Genomic DNA, 18,335 nt, shown 5'->3' with positions numbered 1-18,335 from the left:
GTCCGGCCCAGGCGATAGCATCGGCCTGAGAGCGCTCTCCAGAGCTGACGGTCCCCCATGACAGCGCCCGCGGACCCCGTCTGTCAATGGTCTGGACCAAAATGACGCTCAGCAGCGCGCCGTGAGGCCACCGTCCACGGGCAGGCATACGCCGTTGATGTACGCGGCCTCGTCCGAGGCGAGGAAGACGGCGGCGGCCGCGACGTCCCACGGGCTGCCCATGCGGCCCGTCGGGCTCACCGCGTGGCGGGCCGCGAGCGCGGCCTCGGGGTCGTCCGCCCCGGCCACGATCTGCCGGGCCACCAGCGGGGTGTCGATGAGTCCGGGCATCACGGCGTTCACCCGGATGCCCTCGGCGGCGTGGCGCAGCGCCAGGCTGACCGTGAGCTGGTTGACGGCCGCCTTCGATGCGCTGTAGCTCGGGTACGGATACCCGGTGTCGCGTATCGCGGCGATCGAGGACACGTTGACCACCGCCCCGCCACCCGCCGCCACCATGCGCGGCAGTACGTGCTTGCAGGTCAGGAAGACACCGCCGACATTGATCGCGAGGGCGGACTGCCAGTCGGCCAGGTCGAGTCCGGTGATGTCGCCCAGCCGGGCCACGCCGACGTTGTTGTGCAGCACCGTGGGCGTGCCCAGTGCGCGCTCGGCCAACGCGACGGCGGCGGCCACCTGCTCCTCGTCGGTGACATCCGCCGTCAGGGGCAGCGCCGTGCCACCCTCGGCCGTGATCGCCTCGGCCGTGCGGCGGGCCTGGTCCGCGTCGATGTCGATCGCCGCCACCCGCGCCCCCTCCCGGGCGAACGCGAGCGCGGCGGCCTGGCCGTTGCTCACCCCGTCCCCGCTCGAGCCGGCCCCGAAGACGAGGGCGGTGCGGTCGGCCAGTCGTCGTCCCCTGTGCATGGCCCGATCCTGGACACCGGGGTGTCCCGGGGCCACCGACGGCCGTCGCAAACACCTCGCACCGCCTCCTCGATCTGTAGAAAACAGCAGGTCATCACCCTTCACATCGGTCGAGACATACGTAAAGATCTTTCCGATCGGCAGCAGCGACGGGCCACCCGGCCCGTCCGGCGGGAGGTGATGGACGATGCTCGAAGGCCGGCTTCAGGACGTCGTGGACGAGCTGGCGGAGCGCATCGGCCGGTCCGTCGCGGTCAACGACCCACGGGTGCACATCCTGTGTGCGAGCCGCCACTTCGGCGACGAGGACCGGGTGCGGGTCCGGGCGGTGCTCCAGCGGGACGCGGGCAGCGCGGCGGCCGGGCACATCCTCGCCCAGGGGGTCGACCGCTGGACCGAACCCGGTGTCATCCCGCCGCGCGACGACCTGGGCATGCGGGCGCGGCTGTGCGCGCCGATACGGTGGCGGCACCAACTGCTCGGCCTGCTCATGGTCATCGACCCCGACGGCTCCCTCTCCCCCGCCAGTGTCGAGGCCGTCGTCGAGGCCACCGGTGTCCTCGCTCCCCTCATGTACGGGGAGTTCGCCGCGCGGGACACCGAGCGGATGGCCCGCGAGGAGGCGTTGCGGCAGCTGCTGAGCCCGTCGGCCACGGTGCGCAAGGCCGGGCGGGACGCGCTCGTCCGCGGTGGCCGGCTGCCGTCCGCCCGCTGCGCCGGCGTCACGGTCGCGCGGGTCGTCGGTGATCCGCCGGCCGACCGCGCGGGGGTGGTGGAGGTGGCGCTGCGCACCGGGCTCGAGCGGGTGGCCGGTGACCGCGCGCTGCACACCGAGTTCTGCCTGGACGGGCCGCGCGGGCTGCTGCTGACCTGCTCCGACCGGCCCGTACCCGAGGAGCGGCTGCGCGCTCGGGCGGCGGTCCTCCTCCAGCAGGTGCGGTCGGTGCTGGACGGGTCGGCGGAGTGTGTGGCGGGGATCGGCGAGACCGTGGAGGGCGGTGTCGAACAGGCGTGGATGTCGTACGAGCAGGCGGCGGGCGCCGCACGGGCGGCCGGACCGCAAACCGGCGGTGACGGCGTCGTGCGCTGGGCCGAACTCGGCGCGCTGGCACCCCTGTCGCTGATCCCGCCGGACCGGCTGACTCCCGCGCTGCTGCCCGCGCCGCTGCGCGCCCTGCTGGCCCGGGACCCGTCGGGCCGCCTCACCGAGACGCTCGCGGCCTACCTCGACCACGCCGGTTCGGCGCCGCGCACCGCGGACGCCCTGCACCTCCACCGCACCTCGCTGTACTACCGGCTCCAGCGCATCGCGGAACTCACCGGACTGGACCTGGCCGACGGCGACAACCGGCTGACGCTCCATCTGGGGCTGCGGCTGCGTTCCCTGATGCGCGCGGCCGGCCAGGGATGAGCCGCCGGACCGACCACGGCCGACGGCCCCCCGGCGACCGTCGGCTTTTCGACAAAGAGAGGAAAGCATCCGGCCGATTCCCGACAGGGAACGGTGGCATGCCCCCTGGCCGGGCCAGATACTCCGACCGCAGTGCACGTCACCTGGGAGCCGCCGCCATGTCCACCCTCGCCCCGCCCGCCGGCCGCACCGTGTCCACGACACGGATCGCGGTCGCCAGCTTCGTCGGAACGGCGATCGAGTTCTACGACTTCTACATCTACGGGACGGCGGCCGCGCTCGTCCTCGGCAAGCTGTTCTTCCCCACCTTCTCCGCGCTCGCGGGCACGCTGGCCGCGTTCGCCACCTTCGGTGTGGGCTTCGTCGCCCGCCCGATCGGCGCGGTCATCTTCGGACACTTCGGGGACCGCACCGGGCGCAAGGCGATGCTGGTCACCTCGCTGCTCGTGATGGGGACGGGAACGGTCGCCATCGGGCTGCTGCCCACCTACGGGACGGTCGGGATCGCGGCGCCCGTACTGCTGGTGCTGTGCCGTTTCCTCCAGGGTGTGGGGCTGGGCGGCGAGTGGGGCGGCGCGGTGCTGCTGGCCACCGAGTACGCGCCCCGGGGCAAGCGGGGGCTGTGGTCGAGCTTCCCGCAGATCGGCCCGGCCATCGGCTTCATCATCGCCGGCGGCTCGTTCCTGCTGCTGGGCCGGGTAATGGACGACGCGACCTTCGAGTCCTGGGGGTGGCGGATCCCGTTCCTGGCCAGCGCGGCGCTGGTCGTCGTCGGCTACTACATCCGGATGCGGATCGCCGAGACACCGGTCTTCCAGAAGGCGCTGGAACAGCAGGAGCGGGCCAAGACGCCCATCGTCGACGTGGTCCGCCGCCAGGGCGCCACTCTGGCCCTGTCGACCTGCGCCTTCATCCTCGCGCACACGCTCTTCTACACGATCACGACCTTCGCGCTGTCCTACGGCACCACGGAGCTGGACCTCGACAAGGACATGCTGCTGCTGTGCGCGATGGTGGCGGCGCTCGTGCTCGGCCTGGCCACGCCGGTACTGGCCGTGGTGTCCGACCGCATCGGCCGCCGTACCGTCTGCCTGAGCGCGGGGATTCTGGCCGCGCTGTGGGCGTATCCCATGTTCGCCCTGATCAACACCGGTGAGCCACTGCTCATCGGGCTCGCGATGGCCGTCGGGATGCTGGCCTTCGCGGCGCTGTACGGCCCGATGGGCGCCTACCTCCCGGAGATGTTCGCCACCCGCTACCGCTACACCGGCGCGTCCGTGGCCTACAACGCGAGCGGCATCGTCGGCGGCGGCGTCACCCCCGTCCTCGCCACCCAGCTCGTCGCCTCCACCGGCTCATCGCTGCCGGTGTCCGGCTACATCGTGGTGATCGCCCTGATCTCCGCGCTGTGCGTGTGGTTCCTGAAGGAGACCCACACCACCGATCTGGAGGACGACCCGATCGGGTCCCAGGCTCACGGGTGACCGCCGGCCTCACCCCACGCCGCTGGGGCGGAACTGGACGCTGATCCGCGGGCCGGCGGCACGGGCGGACTTGGGGATCGCGTGTTCCCAGGTCCGCTGGCAGGAGCCGCCCATCACCAGCAGGTCCCCGTGGCCGAGCGGCCGTCGCACGGTGCCGCCGCCACCGCGCGGGCGCAGCAGCAGGTCCCGGGGCGCGCCCACGGACAGGATGGCGACCATGGTGTCCTCGCTGCTGCCCCGGCCGATGCGGTCGCCGTGCCAGGCCACGCTGTCCCGGCCGTCCCGGTAGTAGCACAGCCCGGCCGTGGTGAAGGGCTCCCCCAGCTCGGTGGCGTAGTACGCGGAGAGCGCCGCCCTGGCCTCGGCCAGGACGGGGTGCGGCAGCGGGTCCTCGGCGCCGTAGAAGGCGAGCAGCCGGGGAACGTCCACCATCTGCTCGTACATGTGCCGCCGCTCGGCCTTCCAGGGGACCTCGGCGACGAGCCGGGTGAACAGGTCGTCCGCCCCGCTCAGCCACCCGGGCCGCAGATCGATCCAGGCCCCGGACCCGAGCTCGGTCCTGCGCATCCCGCGCAGCGGGCCGAGACCGATGTCGTCGGCCTGGTCGAAGAGCGAACCCTGGAGATATACGCCCATATGGGCAGCGTACCGATGTCATCGGACACACGTTCCCCAAGGTGCGCATACGGACCTGCGCGGGCGGAGACGCGCATGCGTACCGACGCGGGCGGATACGCGGTTAGCGTCGATACGGGGACGACGTGTCACCGCTGAGGGGAGCGCGATATGACCAGCCATACGGCCGGCCGCCCGCCCGGCGTCACCCCGGAGGAGGCAGCGGGGAGGCCACCTGGCGTGGGGCCCCGGACCTGGGCCAGGGTGCCGCGCCGGTCCCGGCAGGTCCTGGTGGTGGCCGGACACGACCGGAACGCGCCGGTGTCCACGGCCATCCTGTACGAGCGCACCGGCACCGGCTGGCGGGCCGGGACGAGTCGGCCGGCGCACAACGCGCTGGAGGGCTGGACCGACCACCACCGCGAGGGTGATCTGCGCTCCCCCATCGGCGTCTACACCCTCACAGACGCCGGCGGCCGGCTCCCCGACCCCGGGACCCGGCTGCCCTACGACCATTCGGCCGGCTTCACCACGAGCGGCACGGGCTTCGACGGCGAGCCCCTGACCGGCTCGTTCGACTACGTGGTCGCCATCGACTACAACCGCGCGCCCGGCACCTCACCCCTGGACCGGACCCGCCCGCTCGGTCCGGACCGGGGCGGCGGCATCTGGCTGCACGTCGACCACGGCGGCCCCACGCGCGGATGTGTGAGCCTCGGGAAGGGCCCGATGAAGGAGCTGCTGCGGGCGCTGGACCCGGACCGCGGACCCGTCGTCGTCATGGGCGACGCGGTCTCGCTCGCACGCTGAGGACCGGCCGGCCACGCGCGGGACGGCCGTCGCGGAGCCGGATCGTTCCGGGGAGCCGGGATCACTTCGGGACCGGGATCACTTCGGGGAGCCGCCTCGGTGGGCACGGCGCGTGAGCGGATCGCTGATGGCTTCCACCAGCCAGTCCAGCTCGGCCTGACCGGCGCGTACCGGGTTGCGCAGGGTGCCCACCCCCTCGATGGACATCTCCACGACGTCCCCGGCCCGCAGGGTGAAGTCGAGCGCGGGCACGATACCGGTGCCGGTGGACAGCACGGCGCCGTCGGGGAAGGGCTGGGAGCGCCACAGATGCTCCACCAGCCCCCGCGGGGTGCGGTGGAACGCGGCCGTGGAGGTGGCCGACCGGAAGGCCGCCTCGCCGTCGCGCCAGACCACCAGGGTGATGTCCAGCGCGTCGGGGGCGGCGATCTCCCAGGCGGGCACGATGCCGGAGGACACGGCGGCGCTTCCGGCGTAGATCTTGGCCTGGGGGAGGTAGAGCGGATTCGCACCCTCGATGGACCGTGAGCTGACGTCGTCGGCGACCAGATAGCCGACGGTCTCGCCGTGCCGGTTGAGGACCAGCGCCAGTTCGGGCTCGGGGACGTTCAGCTCGGAGTCGTCCCGTACGGCGATCGGCTCACCGTCGGTCACCACCCGCCAGGGCGCCGCCTTGAAGAACAGCTCCGGGCGCTCGGCGTCGTAGATCCGCTCGTACACCGACTGCTCGGCGCTCTCCTCCACCCTGGCCTCGCGGGAGCGTTCATACGTCACCCCCGCGGCCCACAGCTCCATCAGCCCGTCCAGCGGCGGCAGCAGCAGGACGTCCTCCTCGTGGGCGGCGGCGGGGCCGGAGACGGTGTTGTCCACCAGGGCCCGCAGCTCCGCCCCGGACAGCCGCAGCAGCTCGGCGATGAGCGGCGCCCCGGGGAAGGCCCGTACTCCGCCGGTGTCGTCGGCCACTCCGGTCCGGACGGTCCCGGCGTCGTCGGCGAAGCGCACGATGCGTGTCATCTGTCGTCTTCTCCTCTCCTGACGCTGTGACTCGTCCTCCTACCCAGCGGAGGGCGTGACCGCGCCGGAGGAGGGGCGGTGGCCGTGCGCGCACCCGCCGCCACGATGACGCTTCGACCGCCCCGGGTGAGGTTCGACCGCCCCGGATGAGGGGCGGGCCGGCCCCTCACCGGGGCGGTCAGATCTCGCGCCGTACCAGGAAGCCCAGCAGCGTGCGCAGCTCCGCGCTCGCCCGCGGCGCCAGCGGCAGACCGTTCAGACACGCTTCCACGGCGGTGATGTGACGGTCGGCCTCCGCCAGGGCCGCGATGCGGCCGCCGGCCTGCTCGATCAGAGCGGCCGCCCGGTGCGTGGTGGCGTCGTCCGGAGTGTCGGGAAACTCCTCCAGGAGGGTGGCCAGCCGTCCGGCGGCCGGGGCGCCGGGGCCGTCGGCGCTCAGGGCGGCGAGCACGGGGAAGGTCTTCTTGCTCCGCCGCAGATCGTGGTGGACGGGTTTGCCGGTGACCGCGGGATCGCCCCAGATGCCCAGCAGATCGTCCGCCACCTGGAACGCCACGCCCATATGCCGTCCGGCCCGGTCCAAGGTGGCCACGGTGGTCTCCGGCGCCCCGGCGAGCGCGGCGCCCAGGGCGGCGGCGCAGCCGAGCAGCGCCCCGGTCTTGTGCTCGGCCATCGTGCGGTACTCCTCCGGCTCCACCGCCGTGGGCCCGGTCCAGGGGCGCGACTCGAAGAGCAGATCGTCCGCCTGTCCGCTGGAGAGGTCGGCCATCGCGGTGCCCAGGCGGCGCACCGCGGCCGCGGTCCCGCCGCCGGGCGCGGCGGCGAGCACCTCCACCGCCAGTGCGTACAGGGCGTCGCCGGCGAGCACGGCCGGGCCCGTCCCGTACGCCTTCCACACGGTGGGCCGGGAGCGCCGGGTCTGGTCGCCGTCCATGATGTCGTCGTGCAGCAGTGAGAAGGTGTGCACCAGCTCCACGGCCACCGCGCCGGCGACCGCCGCCTCACCGGACGCCCCGGCCGCCTCCGCGCTCAGCACGGCCAGCGCCTGCCGCACCCCCTTGCCACCCACTCCCCCGGCGGGCGTGCCGCCCACATCGCACCAGCCGAAGGAGTACGCGGCCATCTCGCCGAGCCACGGGTGCAGCCGCCCGACCGCCTCGGCCAGCGCCGGGCGCACCAGGTCCCGGCAGCGGCCGAGGATGTCGCCGGCGGTCGCGGTGATCTCGTCCGCCCCGAGGAACACGGGGAACGCCGTGGTTGCCGTGGTCATCGGGCCGCCCCCACGATCTCCGCGCCCTCCACGACCCCCGCGGGCCCCGCGACCCCCGCAGCCTGCGCGACCCCCACGGCCTGCGCGTCCCCCACAGCCTGCGCGACCCCCGCGACCTCCGCGGCCTCGGTGAGACCGAACTCCTCCCGGGCCCGGTCCACCATCCGCCGGGCGTGCCGCAGCCCGATCCGCTCCAGCGCGGTGGCCAGTTCGGACAGGTCCTCGGCGGTCCGGGCACGGTCGCGGCCCAGCCGGGCCAGGGACTTGATGAGCCCGAGCCTGGCGAGCGCCTCGCCGCGCGGCTCGCTCATGTCGCGGAACTCCTCCAGCGCCTGCTCGTACATCGCGCGGGCCTCCTCGTAACGGCCCGCGCGGTAGAGCACGTTGCCGCGCATCTTGTGGTTGTACGCCAGCGCGCTCACCAGGTTCATCTCACGGCAGGTCAGTTCGGCCTCGGAGAGCAGCTCCAGCGCGCGCTCCACGTCCCCGTCGCGGACGGAGATGATGTCGGCCATGCCGCGCAGCGCCCACGCGTGTCCGCGCCGGTCCTCGGCCTGTGCGGCTATCCCCGCGGCCTCCTCGAACATCGCGTAGGCCGAGTCGTACGACCCGGTGTTGCGGTGCATCTGGGCGATGCCTTCCAGCGCCCATACGGTGTGCCGCGCCTCGCCGCGCTTCCGCGCCTCGGCGAGGAGCTTCTCGTGCAGCGCGCCCACGGCCTCGTAGTCCCCCTGGATACGGCCGGTTTCCGCCATCCCGGCGAGCGAGTAGCCGCGGACGACGATGTCCCCGCCGCGTTCGCCGAGGTCGGCCGCGAGTCCCAGCAGCCGCCACGCCAGCGCCAGCGCACCCCGCTGCCGGGCGAGCGTGCCTCCGCTCCACAGCGCCCACGCCATCGCCCCGAGGTCCCCCGCCGTACGGGCCGCCCGGTAGCTGGCCTTCCACTCGCGGTCGGCCTCACCCACGTGCCCCAGCCTCCGGTACGCCTCGGCGACCGCCAGCCCCGCACGGGCCACCTCCCCCGGTGAGCCGCCCCGCTCGGCCGCCCGCAACTGCTCGGTGCCCGCTGCCAGTACGTCGACCAGCGAAGAGTTAACGGACAGGGTGGTGAGCGAGCCCTGGTACTCAGGAGCGAATGCCTTGCCGTACATGGATGCCTTTCCGTCTGTGGTCCCCAAGAGCGCGCGGCGCACCTATGCACCGCATGTATACATGCAGTGTATAGCTAGCCGGAAGCCTGAGTCGGCCAAGCGGCACCGCTGCGGCGCATCCCGTCGATGATCAAGACGCGACCAGGCCCTTCGAGGTTCACCGGATGGCTCGATCGACGGCAAAAACTTTCCCGGCCCACCCGCTCACGGCCGGGGCGAGTGCCGGATCTTGTGCGCGCGCCGGTGCGCGGGCACTCTGACGGCCATGGTGGACACGCAGTTCTCCGATCACCGGCTGGCCGTGCTGTACGACCTGTTCTGCCCCTGGGACGAGCGCACGGACTTCGCGTTCTATCTCCCCCTGGTGATGTCCGCCCGTTCCGTGCTGGACGTGGGGTGCGGAACGGGCGCGCTGTTGCGCAGAGCGCGGGAGGACGGGCACACGGGACGGCTGTGCGGGCTGGATCCCGGGGCGGGGATGCTGGAGGTGGCGCGGGCGCGCCCGGATGTGGAGTGGGTGCTCGGCGACGCGGTGTCGGCGCGGCGGTGGCACCGTGAGTTCGATCTGGTGGTGATGACCGGCCACGCTTTCCAGCAGCTGCTCGGGGACGACGAGTTGCGCGGTGCGCCGGCCGCGATCGCCACGGCGCTGGCCGACGGCGGCCGCTTCGTGTTCGAGACCCGCAATCCGCTGGTACGGGAGTGGGAGGACTGGGACACGCGGTACTCGGGCGAGGTGGTGGACCCCACCGGGGCCGTGGTGCGCTGTGTGTGCGAGGTGGAGCTGCCGGTGCGGGGCGATCTCGTCTCGGCCACGCACACCTACACCGGCACGGGCTGGGATGGGCCCCTGCTGAGCCGCAGCACGCTGCGGTTCCTCGGCCCGGAGACGCTGGCCGGGTTCCTGGCCGAGGCGGGACTCGAGGCGGCGGAGCGGTTCGGGGACTGGGACCGCGGGCCGCTGACGGACACCAGCCCGGAAATCATCACCGTCGCCCGCCGCCTCCGTTGACGCCCCGCTGCCCCCACCGACCCCCACCGTCCCCCGCCGGCCCTCGCGGTCAGCCCCAGGTCCTGCCGGTGACCAGGTCGGGACCGAGGTGGCGGGCGGCGACGGCGGTGATCGCCGAGGCGGGGCCGTACCGCCGGGCGAGTTTGTAGGTGTGGACCACGCAGGTGCGCACCGGATGCACCTCCCCGCCGGGTTCCGCCGTGTCGTCCGCGGCGAGCGGGCGGGCCTGCGGCCGGGCCAGCGCGAAGCACACCAGCATGGTGCGGTGGTCCTCGCCGATCAGGAAGTCGGCGATGCCCCGGTGGCGGAAGTCCAGGCAGGGGAACACGACCGCGATGTCCTCCTGTGCGTACGGAGCCGCCCGGAGGGCCGGGAGGACGTCGAGTATCCGCTCGCCCGTGGCGAGCAGTCGCGCCTCCTCGTGGGAATCGCCCCAGGGCGGCGGGTCGTCGTCCCGCCACAGGTCGTCGTCCTGCCACAGCGGATGTCTCTCGGTGCTGAGCGGCGTGCCCACGGCGGGCCGGTCGTAGCGCGCCTTCCCGCTGACGCTGGTCCAGTTGAGGCTCGCGTTGACGCAGAGCCTGCCCGCCAGGAGCGACCACGGTGTACGGACCAGACGCTCGCGGGCCAGGTCCACCACGAGGCGGCCGAAGGACTCCGCCGGGAGCAGGGTCGGTTCGGCGGGGGCGATGAAGGCGTCGGTCCAGGTTCCCACCGCGCGGTTGTAACACCGGGTCCGGTGCGGTGCCCAGTCGTTTTCCGTTCGGCACCGCGTCCGGCCATTCGGCACCGCATCCGGACGTTCGGCACCGCGTCCGGACGTTCGGCACCGCGTCCGGACGTTCGGCACCGCCTTCGGCTCCGCCTCATGGCGGCGGCAACGCCCGGTGGATCAGGACGAGTTGGCCACACGGGGCTCAGGAGGACGTCCGGCCCGCCCGCCACTCCGGCGCGAGCGCCGACCAGATCTCCATGTCGTACCGTTCGCCCCGATGGCAGTAGCTCTGCCGCAGCACACCCTCCCTGGTCATCCCCAGCCGCCGGGCCACGGCGACGCTGGCCTCGTTGGCGGAGGCGGCCCACCACTCGACGCGGTGGATGCCCCGCTCCTCGACGGCCCAGTCGATGATCAGGCGCGCGGCCCGGGTCACCAGTCCCCTGCCCACCGCCGACGGCTCCAGCCAGCAACCCGCCTCCGCGGTGCCCTGCTTGATGTCCATCGTCCGGAAGAGGACTCCGCCGACCAGTGTGCCGTCCGCCCAGATGCCGTGGATCCGCCCGGCGTCGGCCGCCGCCTTCTCCGCGTACCCCTGGAGGAACGCACGGGCCGACTCCAGGTCCGCGACGGCGTCCGCCAGCCCGATGTACCGCCCGATGAACTCCCGTCCCCGGTCCATGTGGAGCAGGAACTCCTCGGCCTGCCACGGCTCCAGCGGGCGCAGCTCCGCGCCGTCCTCGCCCAGGGACATCGCGTACATCGTCACCCTCCACGGTCCGAACCAACGCGCACTACGGGAGGGATCCTGCCATCGAGAGGCTCGTCCGCGCGTTTCTTTTGTACCTACTAGTATGTATGATCCTGTCCATGGACACCCGGGAACGACTCATCGCAAGCACCCGTGAGCTGCTGTGGGAGCGCGGCTACGTGGGCACGAGCCCGAAGGCGATCCAGGCGCGGTCCGGAGCGGGCCAGGGCAGCATGTACCACCACTTCCACGGGAAACCCGATCTGGCGCTCGCCGCCATCAGCCGCAGCGCCGAGGAGCTGCGGAGCAGGGCGGAGGCCCAGTTCAGCGGCCCCGGCACGGTGGTCGAGCGGATCACGGCCTATCTGCGGCGGGAACGGGACGTCCTGAAGGGCTGCCCGGTCGGCCGTCTCACCCAGGACCCCGATGTGATGGCGGACCCGGATCTGCGCCGGCCGGTCGAGGACACCTTCACCTGGCTCACCGACCGGCTGACCGGGCTGCTGGCGGAGGGGCGCGGAAACGGCGAGCTCGCCCCCGGGCTCGACCCGGTGGGCACGGCCACCGCGCTGGTCGCGGTATTGCAGGGCGGCTATGTGCTGGCCCGCGCCGCCGACTCGGCCGAGGTCTTCGGCCGGGCGGTCGACGGAGCCCTCGGCCTGCTCACCGCCCATATCCGCTGACCCGCCGCCGACCGACCCGCCGCCGACCCGCTCGCCGCGGTCCCGGCCGCCGTGGCCCCGGCCCGCCGTGGTCCCGGCCCGGCATGGCGGGAATCCGTTGATGTCTGTCACTCACGCCCCTGGGTGATCCTCCTCCGGCTCCCTAGCGTGGGGCGGGCGCCACCCGCCCCACGCCTGGAAGGAGACGCTGGTGCTCGCCACCTTCGGAACGGAGCCGGACGCCACCCGATGACCAAGATCCTGCTCTCCCTGCACGTCCTGGCCGCCATCGTCGCGATCGGCCCCGTCACGGTCGCCGCGAGCATGTTCCCGGCCGCGGCCCGCCGCGCCCACGCGGCCGCCGCCGAGGGCGCGGCGGACCTGGGTACGGTCCGGCTCCTGCACCGCATCTGCCGTGTCTACGCCAAGCTGGGCCTGGCCGTGCCCCTTCTCGGCTTCGCCACGGCCGCCGCGATGGGCGTCCTCAGCAGCGGCTGGCTCACCGCCTCCATCGCGCTGACGGCCGCGGCCGCCGGCATCCTGGCCGCCTTCGTGCTGCCGCGTCAGGACGAGCTCATCGACACCCTCGGTGCCCACAAGGCCCTGGAGCGGACCGAAACGGCCCAACTGGCCATGTTCACGGGCGTGTTCAACCTGCTGTGGGCGGTCGTGACCATCCTCATGATCGTCCGCCCGGGTTCGACCACCGGAGCGTGACCCGGCCCCGTCACCGTCGTACGGATCCGGGTACGGCCCCGGCGGATCCGTGTACGGCCCCGTCCCCGGGCGCGTGTCCGACCGGGGCCGCGATCCGTGCGGCGGCCGCGGTGCCGGGGACGGTGCAGGGCTCGCCGTTCAGGGTGAAGTCCCGTGGCGCGGCGTTCGTCCCGGTGTAGGAGCCGTTGAATCCGATGGTCGTGGACGTGCCGGTGGCCAGGGCGGCGTTCCAGCCGGCGTCCTTGGCGGTGACGGCGGCGCCGTTCTGGCTCCAGGTGCCGTTCCAGCCGTGGGTGACCTTCTGGTCGCCGGTGAAGGAGAAGCCGAGCCGCCAGCCGTTCAGCGCGGGGCCCCGGTTGGTGAGCGTGACGGTGGCGGTGAAACCGGTGCCCCAGTCGTTGCCCACCCGGTAGTCGACCGTGCAGCCGGCCGGCTGGGCCGCGGCGGTGGTCACCCGCACCGGGGCGGACGGTGGGGAAGAGCGGCCCGCGGTGTCCTTGGCCACCACCCGGAAGGTGTAGGCGGTGGCCGGGGACAGCCCGGTGACGGTGGCGCTCGTGGCGGGGGCGTCGACGGTGGCCACCGGAGCGGTGCCGGCGGGGTCGCCGGAGTACACCTGGTAGCTCGCCACCGGGGAGGACCCGGCGGTGGACGCGGTCCAGGACAGGGTGGCCCGGTCCGAACCGACCGCGGTGGCGGCGGGGGTGCCGGGGGCGGTGGGCGGTTCCGCCTCGGCGGACCCGGCGGGCAGCACGTAGGTGGTGATGGAGTACGCGGGGAAGGTCGTGGTGAAGCCGCCGTCGGTCAGCGGCTGGTCGGCCAGGTGCCGTATCGCGGTGGTGTCGTCCTGGCCGTAGCGGTAGACCTGTGCCGCTCCGGCCGTTCCGGTGCCGCCGGTCAGGGACACCGGGGCGGTCAGGTCGCCGGTGGTCTTGTTGACGACCACCACGGTCAGCGCGTGGTCACTGGCGCGTTCGGCCGCGTAGACGGCGAGCTTCTCCTGGTCGGCGCTGGCCGCGTGGACCGCGGTCTCGCCGAACGAGCCGCCCTCGCCGTCGTAGTTGCGGAACATCCGGAAGGCGTAGGCACCGGGCTCGGTGGCGGCGGGCGGGTCCCACAAGGTGGCCAGGTCCAGCCCCTCCCGCCCGAAGATGCCGAGCACATCGGCCTGGGCGAGGGCCCCGTTGATGTGGTTCAGCGCGCCCCAGTTGTACTCGGTGATGGCGAGCTTGGTGCCCGGGTAGTTCTCGTCGACCAGGGACCGCATCCGGGGGATGAACTGCACCGGCTGGTTGATCCAGCTCTCGTCCACGTACGTGGGGTCCCACAGCTGCCGTGTGGAGCGCAGCCGCAGGGCCTGGGTGTCCGCATCGACGGCGTCGCCGAACACCCCGGACTGCTGCGGGTAGATGTGCTCGTCGAAGTAGTCCAGGACGCGGCGGCCGTGGCTCTGCTCGTACGCCTTCATCTGCTGGAGGTACCAGGGGGCGAACTGCAGTCCGCCGTGGGCCGCCCGGTCCGGCGGGTTGGACCAGCAGTCGCCGCCCTTCTCGTTGCAGGTCTTCTGGTCGAGGCCGGAGTAGATCAGGGAGTTGAAGCCCCAGCCGACCGGGCCGAGGGTCTTCGCCCCCGGATCGGCGTCCTTGATCGCGTCGGCGGTGGCGTAGGCGCGGTCCCGCAGCTCGTCGTAGCCCGCTCCGTCCGGGTGGACGTCCCGGTGGGTGCTGTGCCACAGGTCGGGCTCGTTGTCGAGGTCGTAGAAGCGCACCCCGCCGTCGTCCGCGCTCCCGTAGGCGCGGTTCAGATACCGCACCCAGTCCCCCGTGAACTCCGGTCCCGCGGCCACGCTGGTGTCGGCCGGATCGTTGCCGGTGACATTGGTGCCGTCGCTCTTCACCCCGTTGCCGCAGTCCGGACGCCACTGGGCGTCGCTGCCCTGCTGGGGTCCGTAACGGGCGATGCTGAAGCCGCAGGCGGCGTTGCGGGCCGCCGTCGTCCAGCCGCTCATCGGCACGGTCAGCACGGTGTCGGTGCCGGTGCGGCGGTTCTGGTCGATGAACTTGTCGGCCTCGGAGCCGTCCGGCAGCCCGTCGGTGCCGTTGTCGTAGAAGAGGTTCTCGAAGTACCAGTCCGCGCCCGCGTTGTAGGCGTCCAGCTGGTAGTTGTAGCGGGTCGTGGCGTTTCCGCCCCACCGCCGGACCGGCAGCCGCAGCTCCTCGGCCAGCGACTCGTCGGCGAAGTTGATCCCGTAGATGTGCGGGTCGATCGGGTGGCGCCCGGTGGTGGCGTCGACGGTGAGCGCGGGGCCGTCCGCGGCGGCGCGGGCCGCGCCCCGGTCCGGTAAGGCACTGGCCCGGACGGGGTCGGCCAGCCCCCCGCCCGCCACCAGCAGCACCACGGCCGCCAGCGCGGCCCTCGGAGTCATGCGCATGGTCCTCCTTCCAGACGGCCATGCGGCACGGCCCGGCCACGCGGCAGGCACAGGAGCACACGTGTGCACGGGCGGGGCACAGGGGCGGGTGGTGCCGTACGGCCTCACGATGGGGGGACGTGCATGGGAGCGCTCCCAAAGAGCGTTCACATGGTCAGTGAAGCCCGCGGCGGTGTCAACCGTCCGGACCGAAACCGGACCCGGCCGGAGCGCGCGACCTGACGCGGGATAATGATCGAGGGCGCCGGACCGAGGCAGGAGGCGGGCAGGACATGCACGGCGAGTACAAGATCCCTGGCGGGAAGCTCGTGGTCGTGGATCTGGACCACCAGGACGGCGTCCTGCGCAACGTGCGGGTCGCCGGCGACTTCTTCCTCGAACCCGACGAGGCCCTCGCCGCCATCGATCACGCCCTGGAAGGCGCCCCCGCCGACACCGACGCGGCGGGGCTCACCGCACGCATCGAGGCGGCACTCCCACCAGGCACCACGATGTACGGCATCACGGCCGAGGGAGTCGCGGTGTCCGTGCGCCGAGCCCTGGCCCGAGCCACGGACTGGACCGACTACGACTGGCAGCTCATCCACGAACCGCCACAGTCCCCGGCCCTGCACATGGCCCTGGACCAGGTCCTCACCGAGGAGGTCGCGGCCGGACGCCGCGCCCCCACCCTCCGCGTCTGGGAATGGGGCGCCCCGGCCGTCATCATCGGCAGCTTCCAATCCCTCCGCAATGAAGTGGACCCCGCGGGCGCGGCTCGTCACGGCGTCACCGTGGTGCGGCGCATTTCCGGTGGCGGAGCCATGTTCGTGGAGGCCGAGAACACCATCACCTACTCCCTGTCGGTACCGGCCTCCCTCGTCTCCGGGCTGTCGTTCGCCGACTCCTACGCCTACCTCGACGACTGGGTGCTGAACGCGCTCGGCGACATGGGCATCAAAGCCTGGTACCAGCCCCTCAACGACATCGCCTCCGAGGCAGGCAAGATCGGCGGCGCCGCACAGAAACGCCTCGCCGCCGGGAACGGCGCCGTACTGCACCACGTGACGATGGCGTACGACATCGACGCCGACAAGATGCTCGACGTCCTGCGCATCGGCAAGGAGAAGATGTCCGACAAGGGCACCAGGAGCGCCGGAAAACGCGTCGACCCGCTCCGCCGCCAGACCGGCCTGCCCCGAGCCGAGATCATCGACCGCATGCTCACCTCCTTCCGCACCCGCTACGGCCTCGCCCAGGGACACCTCACCAACGAGGAGATGGCGCGCGCCGAGGAACTGGCCCTCACCAAGTACAGCAACGAGGAGTGGACGGCGCGGGTGCCGTAGAAACCGCACGGAGCGCTCCGACGAACACCACATGGGCGCCAACACCGAGTCCGATCGACGCGACAGTGACGATGCCTAGCGGTAGGACGGCTTGGGCACCGCCGAGGCCGACGAGCGGTGCGGCGACTCCTCCGAGCCCGAAGCGGGCGCAGCCCAGTACCGAGGACGCGGTGCCGGCGAGTTCCGGGTAGTCGGCCAGGGCGAGCGACGTGGTCGGGGGCGAGGCGAACGCGACGCCGGAAGCGAGAACGAACAAGGAGACGAGCACGACGGGCAAGGACAGGTTCCACAGTCCGGTCGAGAGGAGCCCGAGGGAGCCGATGGCGGTCATGGCGATGCCGACGATGAGCGTGCCGCGTTCGGACCACCGCTCGGCAGTGCGGCCGCCGATGTAGCCGAAGATCATGAACCCGGCGGAGTTAGCGCCGAACGCGATTGAGTATGCCTGCGGGGAAAGCCCGTAGGTGCCTTGGAGGATGTAGGTCGCTCCGGACAGATAGGCGAACAGGGCGGCGTAGGTCAGGCCGGCGATGAGCACCGATCCAACGAAGAGGCGGTCGGAGAACAGACGGTGGAAGTCGCGGCCGGTCTGTTTCATGCCGCCACGGGTGCGCTGATCGTTGGGAAGCGTCTCGCCGAAGATGATCAGGGTGGCGGCCAGCAGCAGTACTCCGATCGCGGCGAGGAAGAGGAAGATGCCGCGCCAGTCGGTGATCCGGGCGAGTTGCCCTCCCAGGACGGGGCCGACAATCGCGGCGAGACCACCGAGCACGGTCAGACGCCCGTAGTAACGGATCAGGGCACCGCCTTCATAGACGTCCCGGCCGGCTGCCTGGGCGATGACGATCCCGACCGCGCCCGCGAGACCCTGCACGAGCCGGGCGATCACCAAGGTCACGAGGTTGGGGCTGATCGCGCACAGTACGGACGCGGCGATGTAGGCGGTGATCCCTATGAGCAGCGGTGTGCGGCGCCCGAACCGGTCCGACAGCGGCCCGGCGATGATCTGCCCGACAGCGAGTCCGATCAGACAGGCGGTCAGGGTGAACTGCGCCGCCGAGGTGGCTGCGCCAAGCTCGCTCGTCAGCGAGGGCAGGACTGGTAGGTAGAGGTCCATCGAGATGGGGCCGAACACGGTCAGCAGCATCAGAAGTGTGGACAGTGCCGGCCCGACGCGTCGCGCTGGGCTTGTGGCCGAGTGGTGACCGAGGGGAAGTGTCGCCTGGTCGTTCACGGGATGGCCTCCACGGTGACGTCACGTCCTTCGAGCTGTTCGAGCTCGTCGATCGTGGCGTCGTAGCTGCCGAGTACGAGGGAGTCCTCGGCGTGGGTGCTGGAGTACAAGAAGTCCCGAGCGGCCGGGTTGTCCTCCATGGTGACGTCGACCGACGTGTCACCGGCGGTGAATCGCACGATCGTGTCGGCAACCTCCCCAGAGTCGTCGGGATCGGTTACGGCGGAAGCGCTGGAAGTGGGGGCCGATGCAGCTGATGACGGCGGGGTGGACGACGACGAAGTAGCCGCGCCGCTGCCGTCGGAGGAGGCGGAGCTGCATGCGGAAAGCAGCAGCGGCAACGCCGCGGCGAACACGAGCGGGAGGAGCATGGATCTCACGGAAGCAGTTCCTTCTCACACCAGTCGATGGAGGGCGTCGGTAGCCTGCTCAGGATGCGGAGCCGGCGCGCGGGGTGATCTCGACGGTCGCGGCCTGCGGGCCGGCGGACACCATCGGCGGCAGGTAGCTGCTGCCGGCGTACTTGGTCCGGTAGGCCGTGTCGATACGGCCGTTCATCGTTGTGTCGGCAGGCTGGAACTCGACGTCATAGGTGGTGCCGGCCGCGGTGATCTGCCCGGCGTGCTGAGTTATCGCGGCCTGGTACCAGCGGGAGCGGGTCCCGTTCCATGCCCGCACAAACAGGCGCCCGTCCACTACCACCGACCAGATCCAGGTCGGCGTCCCGGTGGTGGTCCCATCGGGTCGGAACGGGGCGATGTGCAGGTCGTCGCCAGCGGCGAGGCGGTCGATGTCTTCGGTGGGCCAGGCGCGCATGGTGATGC

Annotated in this window: 18 protein-coding genes; 7 read left to right on the top strand and 11 right to left on the bottom strand. The window is 72.1% G+C overall.

The window, feature by feature from the left end; all coding sequences use genetic code 11:
• Positions 1 to 108 precede the first annotated feature (108 nt).
• Positions 109 to 906: an SDR family NAD(P)-dependent oxidoreductase gene (locus PS467_RS36240; RefSeq protein ID WP_311038785.1), complete on the bottom strand. Its 798-nt coding sequence runs from the start codon at positions 904 to 906 to the stop codon at positions 109 to 111.
• 187 nt (positions 907 to 1,093) lie between these two features.
• On the opposite strand from PS467_RS36240, the gene PS467_RS36235 reads away from it, so the two are divergent.
• Positions 1,094 to 2,317: a PucR family transcriptional regulator gene (locus PS467_RS36235; RefSeq protein ID WP_311038784.1), complete on the top strand. Its 1,224-nt coding sequence runs from the start codon at positions 1,094 to 1,096 to the stop codon at positions 2,315 to 2,317.
• Positions 2,318 to 2,475: 158 nt separating this feature from the next.
• Complete coding sequence (locus PS467_RS36230; protein WP_311038783.1) at positions 2,476 to 3,801, top strand: MFS transporter; 1,326 nt, start codon at positions 2,476 to 2,478, stop codon at positions 3,799 to 3,801.
• 9 nt (positions 3,802 to 3,810) lie between these two features.
• Here PS467_RS36230 and PS467_RS36225 read toward each other — a convergent pair whose 3' ends face one another.
• Complete coding sequence (locus tag PS467_RS36225) at positions 3,811 to 4,437, bottom strand: alpha-ketoglutarate-dependent dioxygenase AlkB (protein ID WP_311038782.1); 627 nt, start codon at positions 4,435 to 4,437, stop codon at positions 3,811 to 3,813.
• Between the two features lie 150 nt (positions 4,438 to 4,587).
• Here PS467_RS36225 and PS467_RS36220 point away from each other — a divergent pair, with 150 nt between their 5' ends.
• A complete protein-coding gene (locus PS467_RS36220) occupies positions 4,588 to 5,226 on the top strand; it encodes a L,D-transpeptidase family protein (protein ID WP_311038781.1) in 639 nt (212 codons plus the stop codon).
• A 78-nt stretch (positions 5,227 to 5,304) separates the two neighbouring features.
• On the opposite strand, the gene PS467_RS36215 is transcribed toward PS467_RS36220, so the two are convergent.
• From PS467_RS36215 to PS467_RS36205, 3 genes are all read right to left on the bottom strand, one after another.
• The gene (locus PS467_RS36215; protein WP_311038780.1) at positions 5,305 to 6,240 is read right to left on the bottom strand and encodes a fumarylacetoacetate hydrolase family protein; all 936 of its coding nucleotides are present in this window, start codon (positions 6,238 to 6,240) and stop codon (positions 5,305 to 5,307) included.
• Between the two features lie 178 nt (positions 6,241 to 6,418).
• A complete protein-coding gene (locus PS467_RS36210) occupies positions 6,419 to 7,510 on the bottom strand; it encodes a polyprenyl synthetase family protein (RefSeq protein WP_311038779.1) in 1,092 nt (363 codons plus the stop codon).
• On the bottom strand, positions 7,507 to 8,661 hold the full coding sequence (locus tag PS467_RS36205; protein ID WP_311038778.1) for a tetratricopeptide repeat protein: 1,155 nt from the start codon (positions 8,659 to 8,661) through the stop codon (positions 7,507 to 7,509). Before PS467_RS36205 ends, PS467_RS36210 begins: the two co-directional genes overlap by 4 nt.
• 265 nt (positions 8,662 to 8,926) lie before the next feature.
• Here PS467_RS36205 and PS467_RS36200 point away from each other — a divergent pair, with 265 nt between their 5' ends.
• A complete protein-coding gene (locus PS467_RS36200; RefSeq protein WP_311038777.1) occupies positions 8,927 to 9,673 on the top strand; it encodes a class I SAM-dependent methyltransferase in 747 nt (248 codons plus the stop codon).
• A gap of 49 nt (positions 9,674 to 9,722) precedes the next feature.
• Here PS467_RS36200 and PS467_RS36195 read toward each other — a convergent pair whose 3' ends face one another.
• A complete protein-coding gene (locus PS467_RS36195) occupies positions 9,723 to 10,388 on the bottom strand; it encodes a hypothetical protein (RefSeq protein WP_311038776.1) in 666 nt (221 codons plus the stop codon).
• A gap of 202 nt (positions 10,389 to 10,590) precedes the next feature.
• Positions 10,591 to 11,151, bottom strand: coding sequence for a GNAT family N-acetyltransferase (locus PS467_RS36190; protein ID WP_311038775.1), 561 nt, complete (start codon positions 11,149 to 11,151; stop codon positions 10,591 to 10,593).
• Between the two features lie 107 nt (positions 11,152 to 11,258).
• Here PS467_RS36190 and PS467_RS36185 point away from each other — a divergent pair, with 107 nt between their 5' ends.
• Both PS467_RS36185 and PS467_RS36180 read left to right on the top strand, forming a co-directional pair.
• Positions 11,259 to 11,822: a TetR/AcrR family transcriptional regulator gene (locus PS467_RS36185; protein WP_311038774.1), complete on the top strand. Its 564-nt coding sequence runs from the start codon at positions 11,259 to 11,261 to the stop codon at positions 11,820 to 11,822.
• Between the two features lie 228 nt (positions 11,823 to 12,050).
• Entirely contained in the window at positions 12,051 to 12,518 is a 468-nt protein-coding gene (locus tag PS467_RS36180; protein ID WP_268975870.1) for a DUF2269 family protein, read from the top strand.
• A gap of 10 nt (positions 12,519 to 12,528) precedes the next feature.
• Here the strand turns inward: PS467_RS36180 and PS467_RS36175 are convergent, their stop codons facing one another.
• Positions 12,529 to 14,943, bottom strand: coding sequence for a glycoside hydrolase family 44 protein (locus PS467_RS36175; protein WP_311038773.1), 2,415 nt, complete (start codon positions 14,941 to 14,943; stop codon positions 12,529 to 12,531).
• Between the two features lie 278 nt (positions 14,944 to 15,221).
• Here PS467_RS36175 and lplAB point away from each other — a divergent pair, with 278 nt between their 5' ends.
• On the top strand, positions 15,222 to 16,277 hold the full coding sequence (gene lplAB, locus PS467_RS36170; RefSeq protein WP_311038772.1) for a lipoate-protein ligase LplAB: 1,056 nt from the start codon (positions 15,222 to 15,224) through the stop codon (positions 16,275 to 16,277).
• On the opposite strand, the gene PS467_RS36165 is transcribed toward lplAB, so the two are convergent.
• The 3 genes from PS467_RS36165 to PS467_RS36155 form a co-directional block, all read right to left on the bottom strand.
• Complete coding sequence (locus tag PS467_RS36165; RefSeq protein ID WP_311038771.1) at positions 16,234 to 17,424, bottom strand: multidrug effflux MFS transporter; 1,191 nt, start codon at positions 17,422 to 17,424, stop codon at positions 16,234 to 16,236. The genes lplAB and PS467_RS36165 overlap by 44 nt on opposite strands.
• A gap of 83 nt (positions 17,425 to 17,507) precedes the next feature.
• Positions 17,508 to 17,891, bottom strand: a complete 384-nt coding sequence (locus PS467_RS36160) for a hypothetical protein (protein WP_311038770.1) — start codon at positions 17,889 to 17,891, stop codon at positions 17,508 to 17,510.
• Positions 17,892 to 17,940: 49 nt separating this feature from the next.
• Positions 17,941 to 18,327, bottom strand: a complete 387-nt coding sequence (locus PS467_RS36155; protein ID WP_311038769.1) for a DUF2255 family protein — start codon at positions 18,325 to 18,327, stop codon at positions 17,941 to 17,943.
• Positions 18,328 to 18,335 lie beyond the last annotated feature (8 nt).

It is taken from the genome of Streptomyces luomodiensis, from assembly GCF_031679605.1.
GTDB classification, from domain to species: domain Bacteria; phylum Actinomycetota; class Actinomycetes; order Streptomycetales; family Streptomycetaceae; genus Streptomyces; species Streptomyces luomodiensis.
This window is presented reverse-complemented; position numbering and strand designations above follow the sequence as displayed.